Raw genomic sequence first — 17,259 nt, 5'->3', positions numbered from 1 at the left:
ATGAACTTATTTGGCTTTGGACGCGCCTCCTTTTACCTTGCCTTTGAGCTCCAGCAGCTTGCTGATACCGGAACCCAGTCTCATCAATTTAAGCAGGTCTCGCTGATCCAGCCGGCTCAGGGTGTTGGCAAATTGATCGAGCAGCTCCAGCAGGTCGTAGACTTCCTGCATCTTTTCCTGTGCCAGGGCGTCCTGTTCGTCCTGCGGTTCGTTCAGCAGCAGCTGGCGCAGCAGGGTCAGGGTCGGGTCGAGTTCGCGTTTGCGCCGTTCCTCGAATACCGTGCGGGCCAGGTCCCAGATGGAGCCGGCGGCGGTAAAATAATCTTTGCGATCCCCGGGCAGGTGGTGCAGTTCTACCAGGCGCCAGGCCTGCAGCTCCTTCAGCCCCATGCTGACATTGCCGCGACTGATCTTCAGCGCCTGCGCCAGCTGATCTGCGTTCAGTGGTTCGGGGTGGATGGTCAGCAGCGCAAACATCTGCCCGACGGTGCGGTTGAATCCCCAACGGCTGCCCATTTCGCCGAAGTGCAGCACGAAGGCCTGGGCCTGACTGGTAAGTTTCATTAATTTCTTAACTTTCAGAAATTTCTGAAAATTGTAAATGTAAATTGATTTATGTCAATGCACTTCAGCTGGATGGGAGTAGAGGGGGGCGCGTTGCGGATAGGGTGCATCCCGGTAGTGACGGCCCTAGATGGTGGCGAGCGCGTCGTCGTACCAGCTGTCCGGCACGATAAAGCCGCGGCTCAGCTCGCGCTCGGTGTCCATTCCCGCGACGCACACCGGGCCGTGCATTTCCTCCTCGCGGAGCTTGCCGGCTAGGGCGTCGCAGCTGTCGCTGTGCGATACCCGGTAACCGCTGTCGGCCAGCCAGGTGCGTTTGGGCAGGCGAATCCAGCGCAGCGGTTGCCCGCCAAAGTGAAACAGAAACTCGTCTAGCTGCCCCCACCAGTAGTGGCAAGTGTCCGGGTTGATGGTCGCGTGCAGGTGTCCGGTTTCATCGAGCGGGCGGAACAGGCGGCCGGGCATCAGCGCCCACTGGCGGTTGATAAGGATATTCTGCCGCTGCAGCAGCTCCCGCGCGGCCGGCTGGCGAATCAGCGGCAGCTGGTGCTCGCGCATTCTCGCGAGTTTTATATCGAGCCGGTCGCGCAGTCCCGGTCCCACCCAGTATTCGCCGGATACCTGCAGATAAAATTTGACCGCGACTTCCCAGTGTTCGATGTGATCGGTGGGCCGGTGCCGCACGACAAAGTCCAGCTCCCCAAGAGTGCGACCCGCGGCGCGCAGCGGCAGGTTGCGATACAGCAGCTCGTAGTGCGGATGATGGGCAAAGGCGAAAGCCCAGAGGTTCTCGAAATAGACCCCGAGCCGGCTCGCCGACCTGTGCCGGTCTGCGTTTTGCAGTTCGTCGTGCAGCTGCGACGCGAGTCGCGTGGAAACATTTTCGCTGGAGAAATATTCAACCAGTTCGGTACGGCGCTGCGCCGGCAACCATGGCAGTCCGCTGCCGCGGACAATATCGGGCGCGCTGAGAGCCCAGAGCAGATTAGCCCAGTGATCCGCTTGCACCTTCACGCTATCTATCGCCATCGGGTATTTTGCCAAGAAAAACTTCAGCTACTAAAAATAAAAAACACCGCGGCCGCCGGCTGAATGGCGGCGCATCCGCATACGGTGTGCTAGGGTTTGGCCACGCACAGCTACATAATAATTAAAGGAGGTTTGTGTGGAATCAGGACCAATGATCTCGATCGGTCTGCCGGTCGCCCTGTTTATCATTATGATCGGTATCGGCATGACCCTGACCGCCAGGGATTTTCACCGGGTCACGGTGAAGCCGGCCGGGCTGATCGTCGGCACTATCACCCAAATCCTGATCATGCCGCTGTTCGCCTTCGCGCTCTGCGGGCTGCTGAGCCTGCCGCCGGCCATCGCTGTAGGGCTGGTGATTATCGCGGCCTGTCCCGGCGGTACCACCTCCAACCTGTTCACTCTGCTCGCGCGCGGCAACGTGGCGCTGTCGATCGTACTGACGGTGTCCGCGAGCATGATCACGATTATGTCCCTGCCGATTTTTACCAACTATGCACTGCAGGCTTACTTTGGCACGCAGCAGGAAATCGTGCTGCCGTTTGGCAAGACCGTGGCAATGTTATCGGCAATCGTACTGCTGCCGGTGGTGATCGGTATGGCGGTACGCGCCTGGCGGCCACAGCTGGCGAATCGCGCCGAGGGTGTGGTCAGTATATTCGGCGGCCTGGTATTGGCGGTGTTGGTGATCGGACTGGTGTACGGTATCCGCGACCGCTTCTTGGAGCTGATGGCGCAGGCCGGTCCGTCGGCGATTCTGTTAAACCTGGCTGGTGTCGCCCTCGGCCTGCTGTCCAGCCGCGCTATCGGCCTGTCCCGGCGCGAAGCGCTGGCGGTGGCTACGGAGTTGGGAATCAAGAACGGCACCCTCGGGCTGATGGTGACATTGACGCTGCTGCACTCCAGCGAAATGTCGGTGCCGTCCGCCATCTACGGCGTGCTGATGTTCCCGGTCGGCTTCCTGCTGGCGGCCTATGGCCGGCGCGTTATCCCGTCTGGCAAAGACGGCGGCGCAGCCGCAGCCGAAATTTCCGAGGCAGGCTAGTCCTTCATTCTTGAGCCGCTGTGGGTCGGGCGCGCGGCGGCTCAGTCCAGCTTCTCGACATGGGCCTGCAGGCGTCCGGTATCCGGAATGGTCACGCGGCCGTAGGCGAATTCAATCAGGCCCTGCGCCTCGATATGCTTGAGCGCCCGATGTGCGCCCTGCCGGGTCATGCCCATCATGTTTGCCAGCTGTTCCCGGGTCAGACGAAAACTGGCGGTGCTGCCGGCGTCGACCGGTGAATTGTGCATCTGCGCGAGAAATAGCAGGCGCCGGGCGAGGCGCGCCTCGGTACCACGCAGCACATCGTCCTGAATAATGGACATCGCCGACCACAGTCTGCGGCTTACCAGATCCAGCGCGACCGGGTAGGCCTCGGGATTGTCGGCCATCAGCGCGCGCAGCACTTCGCCCGGGATATCGACTATCTGGCAGTCGTCGTGGGCTGTGGCTCCGAATACCCGCGGCAGGCCGGGCGAGAATACGGTATCTCCAAACCAGGCGCCGGTGTCCAGGATTGCCAGCGCGGCCTCGCGGCCGCTGGCATTGCTCGAGCAGAGGCGCACGCGCCCCGCGGCAACGATGGACAGCTGGCTCTGCATGGCGCCGGGCAGATAGATGACTTCGTCCGCCCGGTAGCGCCGGATGCGGGCCTGTCGGGCCAGTTCCAGCTTGGCCTCATTCGGTAGTCCCGCCAGCAGTGGACAGTTGTCGAGAATCGGTACTAGTTCGGTCATCCGCCAAGTGTAAACAAGTTGACAGTCTTGTGGGCAGGGCGGTTTCTAGAATGCATTGGCCCAATAACGATAAGAGAGAAGACCGATGCATACGCAACTGGATACGATCCCGTCCCTGAAGGGCAAGGTCAGCGATGAGGAGTGGCAACTGCGCGTCGACCTGGCGGCCGCGTATCGCCTGATCGCCCACTATGGCTGGGACGACCTTATTTTTACCCACCTGTCCGTGCGCGTTCCCGGGCCGGAGCACCGCTTCCTGATCAATCCGTTCGGCGCTATGTTCGATGAAATCACCGCGTCCAGCCTGGTCAAGATCGACGTCCACGGGGAAAAGGTGGATGACAGTCCATTCCCGGTCAATCCCGCCGGCTTCACCATCCACAGCGCGATTCACGAAGCACGCGAAGACGCCCAGTGCGTGATGCACACTCACACGACCGAGGGCGTTGCGGTGGCGGCCCACTCTGAGGGACTGCTGCCGATCTCCCAGCAGTCGCTGTTCCCGCTGTCGAGCCTGGCCTACCACGACTACGAGGGGATTGCGGTACGCGAAGATGAGAAAGCCCGCCTGGTATCTGATCTGGGCACGGCCAATTACATGATTTTACGCAACCACGGCCTGCTGACCTGCGCGCCGACGGTGGCCGATGCCCTCCTGGCGATGTTTATCCTGCAGCGTTCCTGCGAGATTCAGGTGGCGGCACTCGCCGGCAACCGCCCGCTGACCCCGGTGCCGCAGCCGATCATCGATAAAATCCAGAGCGAAGGCGACAAGGTCACCAGCAGTCAGGGCGGCCTGCTCGCCTGGCCGGGCCTGTTGCGCAAGCTCGACCGTATAGACTCAAGCTACCGCAATTAAGGAGGGCGCATGGAGCACGTTATCGAAAAACAGGCCCAGTTCACCCACATGGAAAATGGCACCGCGGAGGATTGGAAGATCATTGCCGAGGCCTTTGGGTCTTTTGCGCGGGAGCTGCCGGATCGCATCATCGCCCACCTGCAATTGCTCGAGGGTGACTGTGGCGGTTTCCCGGTCGACCGTCTGACCCATTGCCTGCAGACCGCAACCCTCGCCTACCGCGACGGCAAGGATGAGGAGTATGTCATCTGTGCACTATTGCACGATATCGGCGATACCCTCGGCAGTTACAACCATGCGGACGTGGCCGCGGTGCTGCTGGAGCCCTTCGTCAGTGAGGAAAATCACTGGATGATCAAGCACCATGCGATCTTCCAGGGGTACTACTTCTTCCAGTACCTGGGTATGGATCCCGGTCAGCGCGAGCAGTTTCGGGACCATCCCCATTACGCGCGCACGATCGAGTTCGTATCCAAGTATGACGCTCCGGCGTTCGACAAAGACGCTGAAACCCTGCCGCTGGAGTTCTTCGAACCGATGCTGCGGCGGGTGTTCGCGCAGCCGCGCAAGTCGCTGTACCAGCAGGCGTTCGAAGCCGCCGGCTGATGTACCAACCGGGGGTCGCCGTCCAGTCAGGTTGGCACGGTGGCCCCAACTCTTCACCTGAATCCACTCCCTTTGAAGGCTAGCTGCTGTCATTGCGCCCCCCTGCACCACAAATGTGCCCCAGCCCCTAGCCGAGAGGGGGTGATTACAGGCACTATAGCGTTGGTTTCAGAGTCGGTTTTATCCGCCTTGTTTCGCCTGTCTGGCTACAGTATTTGGTTGTTTTTTGACCGATTCGGCTGACCGGAAGACGAATAGCGGATGGCAACCGGGCCCGAATCACGAATCAAACGGTCGAAGTCAGCAACCTGTATGTTTCACTACTTTCTGAAAAAACGCCTGAAGAAGCACGATGCGTATAACAACCTGAAACTGGAATCCATGATTCGCAGACAGGGATTGATGCAGCAGGCGCTGTCCAGCCGTGAAGCGGGAGTGGGGAACGACAAGGAACACAACATCGTTGTATCGCTGACCTCTTTCGACAAGCGTATCAACGATCTTTACCTGTGCATCGAGAGCCTGTTCCAGCAGTCGGTGAAAGCCGATGCGATTGTACTGTGGCTGTCCACCAAGAACTTTCCCGACAAGTGCCTGCCGGAAACCCTGCTCAAGCAGCGGGAGCGGGGCCTGCAGATCTTTTTCGTGGAGGAGGATCTCGGCCCGTATAAGAAGTATGTTTACGCCTTCGACAAGTTCCCGGACAGCCTGATCATTACCGTTGACGACGATGTCCTGTACCCGCCGGATACGATCGATATGCTCTATCGGGCCTACCGGCGCGATCCCGCCCATATTTACTGTCTGCGCGGCCATAAAATGCTGCTGGATAAGAACGGCGAACTGCTGCCCTACGATGAATGGCAGTCTGGTGTGATTGATGCGGAGCCTTCCAGCCTCGTATTCCCGACGGGGATGGGCGGTGTACTGTATTTCCCCGGCTCTCTGCACGAGGACGCCTTCGACAGGGACAAGTTTATGGCGCTCTGTCCGAATGCCGACGATGTCTGGCTCAAGGCGATGAGCCTGAAACAGGGCACGCTCAGCGCGCGGGTGGCGGACCCGCGCCACTGGAAGAAGCGCTTCCTGACCATCGAGGGATCCCAGTCGCAATCACTGAAGAAAGAAAACTGGGGTAAGCATGGCGGCAATGACTGCAAGATCCGTGAGGTTTTCGCCGAGTACGGACTGCTCGAGTCACTGGGCTGATTGGTCTGCGGGGGCGGTAAACGCCGTGGCCGGCAGCCGCGACAGCACCAGCCCACCGGCGACGAACAGCAGTATCAGCGCGAGCATCGAGTAGCGCACCTCCCCAAACCAGCTGCCGAAGAGCCCGAATAGCGGCGGCCCTATCAGTGCTGCGAACTTCCCCATCAGGTTGTAGAAACCGAAAAATTCTCCGCTCCTGGCGGCCGGAATCAGGCGTGCATAGCAGGAGCGGCTCAGCGCCTGCACACCGCCCTGGACCAGCCCAATCAGCACCGCGATCACAAAGAATTCCCAGGGCGCGCGGATGAATGCACCCCAGACACACACCAGAATGTAAACGCCGAGGCCGAAGTAAATACCGCGCTGCGGCCCTATGCGTTCACCGAGGTGGGCGAAGAGGATTGCCGCCGGGAAGCCGACAAACTGCACCAGCAGCAGCGCCAGAATCAGGTGCGAGCGCTCGAACCCCAGCGCGCGACCATAGGCGACAGCCATGCGGATAACGGTGCCGACGCCGTCGATATAGAGCCAGTAGGCGAGCAGAAATATCATTACCGGGCGGTAGTGGCGCAGGTGCCTGATAGTGCCGCGCAACTCTGCGAGGGTCTGCCGTAGCAGTGAGCGGCTGGCGGCCGGAGCAGTGGCGGGCGGCTCGCGGACCCAGATAACCAGCGGCAGCGAGAACAGTGCCCACCAGACTGCAGTAACCAGGAAGGCCGCCAACGCCGCCTCGGTGCTGCCGGCAAAGCCGAATGCGGCGGGTTTTAGCGCGGCGGCAACGCAGCCGAGGTACAGCAGGCCGCCACCGAGATAGCCGAGGCCGAAACCGAGACCGGACACCGCGTGCCAGCGCGCCGGCGGCGCGACGCTGGTCAGCAGTGCGTCGTACAACAGGTTGGCGCCGAGGAAGCCGATGGTGGCGCAGACAAACAGCGATGCTGCCGGCAGCCAGGCACCGCCGGGCACGCCGGCGAGCAGTGCGGTGGCGAACATACCCGTTACTGCGAACAGCAGTAACAGGCGCTTGCGGGCACCGGCGCGGTCGGCGAGGGCGCCGATCAGCGGCGCGGCCAGTGCAATGAACAGTGAGGCGGCGGCGTTGGCCCAGCCTAGGCGTAAATTAGCGGTCTCGGCACTTTCGCCGGCGTTCCAGAAATCGAGGAATAGCAGCGGAAAGAAACCAGCCAGTACCACGGTGGCGAAGGCGGAGTTGGCCCAGTCGTAGAATGCCCAGCTCCAGATCGCGCGTCGTCGGTGTATTCCCGTCGGCCCGTGCCGTTCCGCCGCACCGTCCATGGTTTTTCCGCGGGTTTATCCGTTGCCGTCGATTCCGCCCAGCCAGCCGCGCTGGATCCAGTCCTGCAGCAACTGCACCAGAACCGCGGCCGCTTGTTCCGCGGGCACGATTTCCAGCAATGCCTCGCACAACTGACTGAAATCCGCGCCGCCGAGCCCGGTGCGCAAGGCCACCAGTTCGGCCCCGGCAACGGAGGTGAATTCGGTCAGACGCTCGCGATTGCGCCACAGCAACCAGTGGAAGTGTCCCTCGCAGGGTGGTGGCGGCTCACTGTCAGCGCGCAGTGCCTGCCATACCTGCACGCAGTTCCAGTGGCTGTGCAGCAACCTGACGCTCGGGTGGAAGCGCAGGCACATGCGCGGCCAGGCATCGGCGGGCAATCGCTGCAACGCCTCCACCGACAAATGCTCCGCGTCCGCGGCATCGAAGACCGTCATCAGCAATCGCTCGAACTGTGCCAGTTCGGCGATCAGTGGGTGGTGGCTGAATGGTCCGGTTGTGCGCAGGTAGTCGGGCAAGCGTTCACCGAAGTCGCGCAGCGACGGGCGACGCGACGGATGCTTGTCGATATAGCCGAGAGTCATCTCCTCGAATAGGTCATCGCCCAGGTAGCTGCCCAGCACCGGGTGATCGGATTCCAGGGTTTCCTGCAGGCGCTTGCGGTAGGCATTGGCGTAGATGCCGAGACGGATGGACTTGCTGGCCGCGCCCTGGTCACAGATGTATTCACTGATGGCCTCGTCTCCCTGCAGCAGGAAGGCCATCAACTGGCGCTGACGCGTGCGCAGCAATTCACTCACGGCGCACAGGCCGCGCCCGCGGCACATTCTTCGGCATATATCTGCCGGGCCATATCCAGCTCTTCGATCATCTCCGGTAGCGCGGGAATATTGTCATCCCGCTCGATCAGTGTGCTTACCGGGCCGAAGCGGCGCAGCGCGTGACGGTAGAGTTGCCACACCGGGTGGGGCACGTCGTGGTCGTGGGTGTCGATGACATAGTCGCCGTAGTCCGAGTGGCCCGCCAGGTGGAATTGCTGTACCCGGGCCGGATCCAGGTAGTCGATATAGTCGCGGGCATCGAAGCCGTGGTTGCGGGCGCTGACGTAGACGTTGTTGATATCCAGCAGCATCAGGCAATCGGCGCGCGCGCAGACTTCGGCTATAAATTCCCATTCCGCCATCGACTGCTCGGCGAAGGTCAAATAACTGGATACATTTTCCAGTAGTAACTGCCGACCGAGAAAATCCTGTACCCGGCGTACCCGTTCGACCACATGGTCCACCACTTCCTCGGCATAGGGCAGCGGCAGCAGGTCGTGGCTGGTACGGCCATCGACACCGGTCCAGCACAGGTGATCCGAGATCCAGGCCGGCTGCACCTCTTCTGCGAGCCGTTTCAGCCGCTTCAGGTAATCGAAGTTCAGTGGATCGGCGCTGCCGATGGACAGGGACACTCCGTGCATCACCAGCGGATAACGCTCGCCGATAGCGCGCAAAAAGTAGCGGGGCTTGCCACCGGCGACCATAAAGTTCTCCGACACCACCTCAAACCAGTCCACCGCCGGCGACTGCTCCAGTACCTGCTGAAAGTGCTGGGTGCGCAGCCCCAGACCGAAGCCGAGAAACGGCTCCGGAGCGCAGGTACTGGCTGTCACCGGGCTATTGGCTGGCATTGTGTTGTCGTCGAATGCGCAGTGGCGGTTCAGCTTTTGACCTTGCCGCCGATATCGTTACAGGCCTTGGCTGGCATCGCCACCCATCCGCTGCCTTTGCAGGAGGCTTTGCCGGCGCAATCGTGCTTGGCGGTATTGCAGTCGTTGTGCCCCTTGCAGACATTGACACCGTAGCAGTGGGCCAGGTCTGCGGTCTTAACGGAGCCTTTCCAATCATCCTTCACTTTGCCGCCCACATCGGCGCAGGCTTTTGCCGGCATGGCGACGAAGCTGCTGCCTTTGCAGGAGGACTTGCCGGAGCAGTCGTTCTTCGCCGTCTTGCAGTCGTTGTGCCCCTTGCAGACATTGACGCCATAACAGTGGACCAGATCGGTGGTGTCTCCACTGGAAGCCTGTTTGTGATTGGCCAGGCTGGCGCCGCTGGTGATCAGGCTGGCGGCTGCCAGCGCCAATGACGCTCCAGTCAGTATGAGTTTGCGCTCGTCTTTCATATTGAGCTCCTCAGTTTAAAAGGCTGATAAAAGGTCTGTACGACCGAAGGGGTCGATAATCCTTGGTTTCAGTCTAGCCGTGAAACGCGGTACTGCCGGGATGGTCTCGAGCGCTCCCCGTTGTCGCGAAAGCCGTGCAGCAGGCCACCGCCTTCGCTATCGCCGGGATTCTCCAGGCTAGTGGCGTAGTGAATCTCCCCGTACACGGAACAGTAGTCGCCGCACTCGTCATAACTGGCGCCGATACTCGGCTCGCACACCCGGTCGCCCTTCTCCTGATACGGTCGCATGTTGGAGACAGTGATATCTGTCTTCTGGCCGATGTTGTGTAGATGGCACTGGGGGTGGCGCCGAAAGAAAGCCATTGTTGTTGATGTCGGTGACCTCCACTACGCATATAGCACGAATGTCGTCCGCATCTTCGGATAATTAGATCAGCTGGAATTGGCGGCCTAGTAGAGGTTGCGTAATTCGAATCTTCGCCCGGCCTCCGGTGAGAAGGCGTAACCGATCACCTTGGGATATGGTCGCCAGGCACCGATTTACACCGGCAGCACACAAGTCTGTGTCAGATGACTATGGCGATGGTGTGTCACATCGATAACCAGGCGCTGGGTATTGGTTCAAAGTGTAAGTACTGTAGCACTGACAATTTGGTCATTAATTTGGATCTTTGGCGTTCGGACCGGGTCTGTCGTAAAGCTATTCGCTATATCGTTGGAGAAGCACGATTTTACGGCGGGGCTGGAGACACATGCCAAGGATTGTTCGTTCGCTGCGGATGGAGAGGATCTATGGCAAAGTCGGATATCCACCTGGTTAACGAGGCCGAGTCCACGACTGTGTGTGTTGTCATAAAGTTTGCCGAATCAGTGTTGGAGGATCAACGGACGTCCGGAAGTCCTGTTGACAAATGACCGTCGAACCGCGCCAACTAAAATGATGGCAAAATTCAGACTCCAAAGGCTGGCGCTGACTAACAGGAGATCAACGGAATTTTCCGGTAGAAAATCTTTCGCGTAACGGGCTAATGTCGCGCCTGTCAGTAAAAATACGGGCACATAATGCCAGCGGCTGTTTGGTTCGGAGTTCGTTACACAAAACCGCAGAATAATCGTCGATGACAGAGTGCCCAGTGCACCTATCGTAATGACATGTAAACTGGGCTGTACCGGATGCTTTATCAAGAGGGCGAGGCTGAAGGCCAGTATGCCGAGTGCCAGCCAAACATAACCGGTGATGAGAGCCCACAGGCTCGAATAGCGGATGCTCAGCTTATGCGGCTGCCAGCGGTAGAGTCGGACAAGTATTAACAAGGCGGCCGCGACTGATGGCAATGCTATCCAGGGCGCCGCGGCGGAAAAGACGCTGGCGAGGATGGCTCCAAATAGCAATGCCAGTACTGTTGCTTCGAGATGGGGCTGCACTCGGTGTGTTAGCGCTAACCCTGTGTCCGCATAGCCCCGCGTGAGAGACGGTATGATAACGCGGCCGCCGATAAAAAACATCAGTGCCGATATCATCAGCACAAAGCTCGTATTCGCAAGCTTGACACTGTCAGTCAGTCTAGGGATTGTTTCACTTGCAAACGGGAAGCAGCCGATAACCGCGATAAGCGGCATCATCGTCTTGTTGCGCCACTGTTTTGCGGCCCGGAACTTGGGAACTATCAAAATGGCCAGGAAAGCGCCGAAGGTGGAATAGGCGATGGCTGCAGCAAGGCTTTCTCCTGAAACAACTTCTAAAACCCTCCCCAGAATCCATGTTCCGTAGAGTAACAGCAGAGCTGCCAGGCTCTGCCTGCCGGCCAGGTAACCCGCGATCAGGGCGCCGACAAACCCGAATAGCATGCTCTTTGCGTGTGTTGCGACGGTAAACTGCAAGCCCAGTTGACCAGTAAGGGTTAGCAGCAATAACCAGGGGCCTACTATGGCCAGCACTGTGGCCGAAGTAAAGAACAGCTTCTGTGTTGGGTAGCGGAGCATCGGCTTGCTAGTTTAGCTAAATGGAAAGTGCATGAATTCTCTGTTTGCTCTCGGAGGGCTTGCGATAGCCATCAAACACATTGCAGATATTTCTCAGCAACAACTGACCTACAGAAGTTACCGCTATTCTGCGCGAATCAACCTCAATCAAACCATCGCGTTCTAACGAATCGATATCATCGAGAACATTGCTGAAGTAGTCCGTCAATCTGGATTGTGATATGGATTCGAAATAATCAAAATCTAGGTAGCCATGGCACATTAGGGACATGATGACCTGACCGCGAATCCTGTCATCACGCGTCATTCGATAGCCTTTGTTAATTGGCAGCCTTTCATCTTTCAGGCAGTCCAGGTAATCCTTTTCCGATTTCAGGTTCTGATAAAAGATATTGCCGATTTTTCCGATGGCCGTGACACCGAAACCCAGCATGTCGCACTCTTTTTGTGTCGAGTAACCCTGAAAGTTTCTGTGCAGCGTATTTTGACGGCGGGCAACGGCGAGCTCGTCGTCCGGCAGGGCGAAGTGGTCGAGACCGATGTACTCATAACCTGCGGCCAAAAACTGATCGATAGCGATTTCCAGTAGTCCGAGCTTTTTCGACAGGCTGGGAATATCGTACTTGTCGATTTGGGTCTGGGCCTTGAATATCTGTGGCATATGGGCATAGCCATATACGGCCACTCGCTCGGGGCGGGCTTCAATGACTCGCTCTATGGTGTTGCCAAACGTTTCGGTGGTTTGCTTCGGCAATCCGTAGATCAGATCGACATTGACCGATTTGACGCCATTTTTCTTTGCGCTGGCGATCTGGGTAAACGTTTCTTCCGCGCTTTGAATCCGATTTACCGCTTTTTGTACCTCGGGATCCAGATCCTGTATCCCGAAACTCATCCGGTTGAATCCCAGCTGAGTGAGCTTTTCGATCAGTTCCACGCTTGATGCGCGCGGATCGATTTCGATGGAATACTCCCCATCCGGATCCATGTTGAAGTGGCGATTGATTCGGCCCCATAGCTCTTCAAGCTGATTACTGCTCAAGAACGTTGGGGTTCCGCCGCCAAAATGGACCTGGCTGACATTCCTCCGATTATCGGGGATTTGCGCTGCGACCAGCTCTATTTCCTTATAAATGGCTTCCAGGTACGGCTGGCTGCGTGATGCATCCCGCGTGATAATGCGGTTGCAGGCACAGTAAAAGCACGGTGAGCGGCAAAAGGGGATATGGAAATATAGGGAGAATGGTTTGGCCTCCTGAATACTCTGGTCCAGCCCGCGTCTCCAGTCTGCAACACTGAATCCCTCCTCAAACTGTACTGCAGTAGGGTAGGACGTATATCTCGGTAACGGCCTGTCATAACGATGTAACAGCTCTTTATCGTATACGGGGCTCAATTTCATCTCAATTCACCATTAACAGAATTTCTTGGTGCATTTAATCGCCAGATACACCGAGGCGTTCAAGGATCCTCGGGCTCGTGGTCGTGTATTCGAGCATTACTCTTTTGCCTTGCTGTTCCCTGCGCTTGATGGCAAAGGCGGCCAAGGCTGCTTCGTGAAAGCCGGACAGGATCAGGTTCCTCTTGCCCGGATAGTAGTTACTGTCACCGATCGCGAATATTCCTTCGATAGATGATTCAAAGGTATCGGTGGATACCTCGATTTTGTGGTTGTGTAACTTCATGCCCCAATGCAGCAGGTTCTGAATGCTGGGCGACATACCAAAGCACACCAAGACCTGGTCGACGGCAATTGATCTGGCCACCTGATCTGCGCATTTGACCCTCAGATGAGACAGGGTTTTATTTTGGTTGGTGCTGAAATCGATGACCTGTCCGGCCAGAAAAAGTGCCTTTTGTTCTTGGCAGCGGCGCATGTATTTGTCGACAGAGCGTTGCATTGCACGAAAACGATTGGAGCGATGTATCAAAACAACTTCTGCTGAAATTTCGCTCAGCGCGTTGGCCCAGTCGAAAGCCGCATCACCACCACCCAATACAGCGATGGCTTTATCCCTGTGCATGGCTATATCTTCTACGCGGTAAAAGAGTGACTCCCCCTCCAGCTGGTCAATACCCGGCACCTTCAAACGCACCGGACGCATGGCGCCCGCACCAGTGGCAATCACTACGAACTTAACGAGAAAGGTTCCGCCGCTGCTGGTGCCTATGCAAAAACCGGATGGATTGTCGGTTTTCTCTATTTCGGTAACGGTCGTATTAAATTTCCACTTTGGCGAAAACGGCCGAAGCTGCTGTTTCAGGTTGCCGATCAGGTCCTTGGCTAAAATGCTCGGGCAGGCGGGTATGTCGTATATCGGCTTATTCGGATAAAGCTCACTGCACTGCCCTCCGGCCGCCGGCTGGGTATCAAATATCATCGACCTCAATCCGTGAAGCCCCAGTTCAAAGGCCTGGAACAGACCGCAGGGCCCGGCGCCAATGATGCCGACATCTGCAGCGAAGTCTGTTGGAGTATTCATACCTGTCGCTCCGGTCGAAGGTGAGTTACCCGGGCTGACCGTCCACTCTTGGCCGCGTTAAAATCGGCAGGTACAGCGCAAAAAAGCAACCGTAGGCGAGAACCCAGAGTGCAGTGGCGGTCGTGAAAACGTCGCCGTAACTGGGGAATACAGAGATGCCGAATACGCGTACTACAAAGGCGAAAGTCAGTATCAGGAAGGCAGCGTTCATCAGTTTTCCGACCTGAATGGTCCTTCCCGTATGGCCCAGTGAAACCCGGGCAATCATGGCCAGAATCATGATGCCCATGGCACCGACCGTTAAGCTGTGAATGGCCTGTGAGCGGGTGATCGAATCGCTGAGTTCGGAAATTCCGAGCAGGGTCAGGCCGATTGGAATACACCAGTAGCTGACGTGTAGCGACCATACCAAGGGCGTTTTGAGCGTTACCCAGATGCGCCAGCGAAAGACCCGAATAAAATGCAGTGCTGCGGTAACAAATAATAAAAGGGCGTTTACCCAGGCCGGCAAAGCGAATATGCCGACTTGTGTGACGACCACCAGCAGCATGCCGATGATCGCGCTTTTTTCCAGCCAGGCCAGCGGCGGTACACGTGGGGTTTGTGTGCCGTTGGCGGTAAACATCGGGAATACGCGGCCGCCCATAATGCACATCAGCAAGGTCACCATCAGTACCATGCCAACAGCGGCGGATAATGCCAGCTCTGTTAGTCCCTCTGCTGCAGAGTAGTGCATGGTCGCATTGGCCAGTGTCATAGCCGCTAGCAGGGGAACAAAAATAATGTTCCGCCACAATCTCGCCTTGACAACCAGGCGTGTCAGCACCAGAGCCGCTGCGGGGAAGAACAGCAGATCCGTGACGGCTATTATCCAGGGCGGGAGAACAGCCGGCAGCCACATGAAAACCCGCGCCGTCAGCCACAACAGAAAGAGTAGAAAGAGTGGCAGGCCCTTGATACTGGGGAGTCGCGTCCAGGTTTGAACCGCTGATAGCAGGAACCCGACAACAATCGCGCCGACAAAGCCGAATAGCATTTCGTGCATATGCCACCACAGCGGCCCCCCGTGCACCGCGAATCCGATCTTGCCATTCAGCAAGGCGTTCCAGGCAACCAGGCTGACGATGCTGAACAGGGCACCAAAGAGGAAAAAGGGGCGAAAGGCCAGCCTGAACAGAGGCCAGGTATTGTCGGTATTCCTTGGGACGACACTGCCGTCTTGGAGCAGAATATTGTTCACGCGGCGCCTCTCATCGATTCAATTTCCTATCGCCAATAGATTTTTCACCGTCACCGAATCCGTGCGCCCGCCTTTGCTGTCTCTACTTGTGGCGGCAGCCCGCGTCGGAGCACCTCCGTTATCTAGCCCCGGTATATTTGTGACCGGTCGGGCATGGCAGCTTAGCCGCAGGTGGAGGTCGTCTGGTTTTTGACATCTTTATCCAGGCCCCGGCGTCATCGCGCCAAATAGCATCACGGGAATGCGGTCTTGCGGGCTAGTTTACGCTCTTTCCAAAAAGATGCAAATAGGATGCATCTTTATCGCAGGGTAGACGATTGACGCAAGTGAGTGCCTGTGACGGTCGTTGGGCTAAGGAGGGGCTATAGGGGTGAGGGGATAGCTGGGACCTACTCGATTCCGTGGGTTAATCGGTATTCGCTGGATAGGTGGAAGCCCCGAAAATACCGGCTCCCCGGGCCATTTTGACGACGTGCGGGGCCAGCCAAGCGTAGAGCGGGATCCCAGTATCAGTTGCTAGCGGTAGTTGTCCTATTCAGGTTGTACCACATGGGCGCAGCCAGGCCCGTGTGCGAATCGTATCTGGCAGCCCATTGGGATTTTCGATTTCGGCAGCTTTCGCTTCGTAATAGCTCTTGCGGTATGCGGGATCTTCCTGAGCTCGGGCGTCATAGAAGGCATTTTCGTAGGGGTTAAAATCGGGGTCTGTCCACATGGTCGATGGATGCCAGCCGCGCAGCGTCCTTTTTCGTGCTGATAGCGCAGTTCAAACTTGAGGCGGCTGTGCACTCATCGATATTTTTTGAAAAATGGGGCGAAACGTCGCCCATACACTTGTCGAGCTCTCAATCCAAATTAACTGCCTGATCTGAAGTAATGGTACCTATCTGGCACTCTGAGTTGTCTTTTATTGGCATGATCTCCAGCGGCGCTTTATGCGCTCGTGCAATTCGATCGCATTCCGCACCTATTCGGTGCCATAGGTTTTTATCTCGCAGAGTTTGCGGAGATTAACTTTTGACAAGTTGTGATTGGTACATGCGTTATAGTTGGATGTGCTATTTGTATAAAGTCTGTTCCAGTAGATGATTTCAAAGTTATTTGGTTGGTTTCTGGTAGATCTTCCGCGTGATTATTCTGCCTCCCAGTCCGTAAATGCTCAAAAACATTTGATTATTGCTTAGTGGCAGCGTCCATTACATCTCATTACAGTCATCTTCTTTTTTGAGGTGCTGGCTGTGATAATGTGAATTCACTCTTCTTTTCTATTGATTTTGCTTTCTTATTTTCTCGGAAGCGGTCAGCTCAAAATTGTAAAAGAAATAATAATTCCTGTATCTGGGGCGGGGTTTTATGAGTCGTAAACGCAGAAGTAGCTTTTTCACGTTCTTTCTTACTTCATCGATTTCATCTCTATTTTCTATTTCTGTACTTTGCAGTTTGAGCTATGCGGAGGATCTGGACTCAGATTCTGACGGGATGCCGGATTATTGGGAGGCTATTTACGGCCTAGATCCAAATAATCCGGAAGACGCTAGCCGAGATGAGGACTTGGACCTCCTTGAAAACCTCGTTGAATTTGGTCTGCAAACGGACCCTTTCCGGGCGGATTCAGACTGGGATGGTATTCCAGACGGTGAAGATTTGTGGCCGCTGGATCCCAGCAAGGCCATGGACCAGGACGGAGACGGCATTCCCGATGCCTGGGAAATCACCCGCGGCCTGAGTGAATTCGACCCGAACGACGCCGCGATGGACTTGGATGGTGACGGTCTCAGCAACCTCGAAGAGTATCGGGCCGGCACCCGCCCCGACTTCCACGACAGCGACCTGGACGGTGTGCCCGATGGTGATGATGTCGCACCGCTCGATGCCGCCTACAGAATCGACGCCGACAGAGACGGTCTGCCGGAAGCCTATGAAAACCAGTATCCGTTCCTGAATGACGGCTATCCCGAAGATGCCGCGGAAGATCTCGACGGCGATGGCCTGAGCAACCTGCAGGAATTTACCGCCGGCACCAACCCGGAAAATCCGGACAG

At 57.2% G+C, this 17,259-nt stretch carries 18 protein-coding genes and 1 pseudogene; 6 read left to right on the top strand and 13 right to left on the bottom strand.

The annotated features are described in order from the left end of the window. Positions 1-6: 6 nt before the first annotated feature. Together BLW36_RS15550 and BLW36_RS15545 are read right to left on the bottom strand one after the other, a co-directional pair. Complete coding sequence (locus BLW36_RS15550; RefSeq protein WP_091390869.1) at positions 7-564, bottom strand: GbsR/MarR family transcriptional regulator; 558 nt, start codon at positions 562-564, stop codon at positions 7-9. 126 nt (positions 565-690) lie between these two features. After that, complete coding sequence (locus BLW36_RS15545) at positions 691-1,593, bottom strand: DUF1853 family protein (RefSeq protein WP_091390866.1); 903 nt, start codon at positions 1,591-1,593, stop codon at positions 691-693. Positions 1,594-1,729: 136 nt separating this feature from the next. Between BLW36_RS15545 and BLW36_RS15540 the strand changes: the two genes are divergently transcribed. Beyond that, on the top strand, positions 1,730-2,638 hold the full coding sequence (locus BLW36_RS15540; protein ID WP_091390864.1) for a bile acid:sodium symporter family protein: 909 nt from the start codon (positions 1,730-1,732) through the stop codon (positions 2,636-2,638). Positions 2,639-2,679: 41 nt separating this feature from the next. On the opposite strand, the gene BLW36_RS15535 is transcribed toward BLW36_RS15540, so the two are convergent. Continuing rightward, a complete protein-coding gene (locus BLW36_RS15535; RefSeq protein WP_091390860.1) occupies positions 2,680-3,372 on the bottom strand; it encodes a Crp/Fnr family transcriptional regulator in 693 nt (230 codons plus the stop codon). A gap of 85 nt (positions 3,373-3,457) precedes the next feature. Between BLW36_RS15535 and BLW36_RS15530 the strand changes: the two genes are divergently transcribed. The 3 genes from BLW36_RS15530 (at position 3,458) to BLW36_RS15520 (ending at position 6,046) form a co-directional block, all read left to right on the top strand. Beyond that, entirely contained in the window at positions 3,458-4,231 is a 774-nt protein-coding gene (locus BLW36_RS15530) for a class II aldolase/adducin family protein (protein WP_170833243.1), read from the top strand. 9 nt (positions 4,232-4,240) lie between these two features. Continuing rightward, a complete protein-coding gene (locus tag BLW36_RS15525; protein ID WP_091390858.1) occupies positions 4,241-4,837 on the top strand; it encodes an HD domain-containing protein in 597 nt (198 codons plus the stop codon). 312 nt (positions 4,838-5,149) lie between these two features. Further along, positions 5,150-6,046, top strand: coding sequence for a glycosyltransferase family 2 protein (locus tag BLW36_RS15520; protein ID WP_091390856.1), 897 nt, complete (start codon positions 5,150-5,152; stop codon positions 6,044-6,046). Here BLW36_RS15520 and BLW36_RS15515 read toward each other — a convergent pair. The 10 genes from BLW36_RS15515 to BLW36_RS17695 form a co-directional block, all read right to left on the bottom strand. Continuing rightward, entirely contained in the window at positions 6,035-7,342 is a 1,308-nt protein-coding gene (locus tag BLW36_RS15515; RefSeq protein ID WP_091390854.1) for an MFS transporter, read from the bottom strand. The two genes, BLW36_RS15520 and BLW36_RS15515, sit on opposite strands and share 12 nt — an antisense overlap. A gap of 15 nt (positions 7,343-7,357) precedes the next feature. Then, on the bottom strand, positions 7,358-8,143 hold the full coding sequence (locus tag BLW36_RS15510; protein WP_170833242.1) for an HvfC/BufC N-terminal domain-containing protein: 786 nt from the start codon (positions 8,141-8,143) through the stop codon (positions 7,358-7,360). Then, a complete protein-coding gene (gene bufB, locus BLW36_RS15505) occupies positions 8,140-9,018 on the bottom strand; it encodes an MNIO family bufferin maturase (protein ID WP_091390849.1) in 879 nt (292 codons plus the stop codon). The genes BLW36_RS15510 and bufB overlap by 4 nt, the downstream gene beginning before the upstream one ends. A gap of 29 nt (positions 9,019-9,047) precedes the next feature. Next, complete coding sequence (gene bufA2 / locus BLW36_RS15500) at positions 9,048-9,509, bottom strand: BufA2 family periplasmic bufferin-type metallophore (protein WP_091390847.1); 462 nt, start codon at positions 9,507-9,509, stop codon at positions 9,048-9,050. Between the two features lie 68 nt (positions 9,510-9,577). Beyond that, the gene (locus BLW36_RS15495; RefSeq protein WP_091390845.1) at positions 9,578-9,874 is read right to left on the bottom strand and encodes a hypothetical protein; all 297 of its coding nucleotides are present in this window, start codon (positions 9,872-9,874) and stop codon (positions 9,578-9,580) included. Positions 9,875-10,378: 504 nt separating this feature from the next. Beyond that, the gene (locus tag BLW36_RS15490; RefSeq protein WP_091390843.1) at positions 10,379-11,494 is read right to left on the bottom strand and encodes an NnrS family protein; all 1,116 of its coding nucleotides are present in this window, start codon (positions 11,492-11,494) and stop codon (positions 10,379-10,381) included. A gap of 16 nt (positions 11,495-11,510) precedes the next feature. Continuing rightward, on the bottom strand, positions 11,511-12,896 hold the full coding sequence (gene hemN / locus BLW36_RS15485; RefSeq protein WP_091390840.1) for an oxygen-independent coproporphyrinogen III oxidase: 1,386 nt from the start codon (positions 12,894-12,896) through the stop codon (positions 11,511-11,513). Positions 12,897-12,930: 34 nt separating this feature from the next. Beyond that, positions 12,931-13,977 (bottom strand): NAD(P)/FAD-dependent oxidoreductase, encoded by a 1,047-nt coding sequence (locus BLW36_RS15480; RefSeq protein ID WP_091390838.1) that lies wholly within the window; start codon positions 13,975-13,977, stop codon positions 12,931-12,933. A 25-nt stretch (positions 13,978-14,002) separates the two neighbouring features. Beyond that, the gene (locus BLW36_RS15475; protein WP_244506288.1) at positions 14,003-15,217 is read right to left on the bottom strand and encodes an NnrS family protein; all 1,215 of its coding nucleotides are present in this window, start codon (positions 15,215-15,217) and stop codon (positions 14,003-14,005) included. A gap of 535 nt (positions 15,218-15,752) precedes the next feature. Next, complete coding sequence (locus BLW36_RS17695) at positions 15,753-15,932, bottom strand: DUF3604 domain-containing protein (protein ID WP_170833241.1); 180 nt, start codon at positions 15,930-15,932, stop codon at positions 15,753-15,755. A gap of 638 nt (positions 15,933-16,570) precedes the next feature. Here BLW36_RS17695 and BLW36_RS17690 point away from each other — a divergent pair. Together BLW36_RS17690 and BLW36_RS15470 are read left to right on the top strand one after the other, a co-directional pair. After that, positions 16,571-16,738 (top strand): annotated as a pseudogene (locus BLW36_RS17690) (hypothetical protein); the annotation flags it as partial. 30 nt (positions 16,739-16,768) lie between these two features. Next, the coding region (locus BLW36_RS15470) for a hypothetical protein (protein ID WP_211567232.1) at positions 16,769-17,259 on the top strand (491 nt) is incomplete at its 3' end.

The organism is Microbulbifer marinus (assembly GCF_900107725.1).
In the GTDB taxonomy this organism is placed as follows: domain Bacteria; phylum Pseudomonadota; class Gammaproteobacteria; order Pseudomonadales; family Cellvibrionaceae; genus Microbulbifer; species Microbulbifer marinus.
This window is presented reverse-complemented; position numbering and strand designations above follow the sequence as displayed.

Coding starts and splice junctions, on each gene's coding strand:
- bufB (WP_091390849.1), bottom strand. CDS start 9,018: ATGCCAGCCAATAGCCCGGTGACAGCCAGTACCTGCGCTCCGGAGCCG.
- hemN (WP_091390840.1), bottom strand. CDS start 12,896: ATGAAATTGAGCCCCGTATACGATAAAGAGCTGTTACATCGTTATGAC.
- BLW36_RS15550 (WP_091390869.1), bottom strand. CDS start 564: ATGAAACTTACCAGTCAGGCCCAGGCCTTCGTGCTGCACTTCGGCGAA.
- BLW36_RS15480 (WP_091390838.1), bottom strand. CDS start 13,977: ATGAATACTCCAACAGACTTCGCTGCAGATGTCGGCATCATTGGCGCC.
- BLW36_RS17695 (WP_170833241.1), bottom strand. CDS start 15,932: ATGTGGACAGACCCCGATTTTAACCCCTACGAAAATGCCTTCTATGAC.
- BLW36_RS15520 (WP_091390856.1), top strand. CDS start 5,150: ATGTTTCACTACTTTCTGAAAAAACGCCTGAAGAAGCACGATGCGTAT.
- BLW36_RS15490 (WP_091390843.1), bottom strand. CDS start 11,494: ATGCTCCGCTACCCAACACAGAAGCTGTTCTTTACTTCGGCCACAGTG.
- bufA2 (WP_091390847.1), bottom strand. CDS start 9,509: ATGAAAGACGAGCGCAAACTCATACTGACTGGAGCGTCATTGGCGCTG.
- BLW36_RS15525 (WP_091390858.1), top strand. CDS start 4,241: ATGGAGCACGTTATCGAAAAACAGGCCCAGTTCACCCACATGGAAAAT.
- BLW36_RS15530 (WP_170833243.1), top strand. CDS start 3,458: ATGCATACGCAACTGGATACGATCCCGTCCCTGAAGGGCAAGGTCAGC.
- BLW36_RS15515 (WP_091390854.1), bottom strand. CDS start 7,342: ATGGACGGTGCGGCGGAACGGCACGGGCCGACGGGAATACACCGACGA.
- BLW36_RS15535 (WP_091390860.1), bottom strand. CDS start 3,372: ATGACCGAACTAGTACCGATTCTCGACAACTGTCCACTGCTGGCGGGA.
- BLW36_RS15545 (WP_091390866.1), bottom strand. CDS start 1,593: ATGGCGATAGATAGCGTGAAGGTGCAAGCGGATCACTGGGCTAATCTG.
- BLW36_RS15495 (WP_091390845.1), bottom strand. CDS start 9,874: ATGGCTTTCTTTCGGCGCCACCCCCAGTGCCATCTACACAACATCGGC.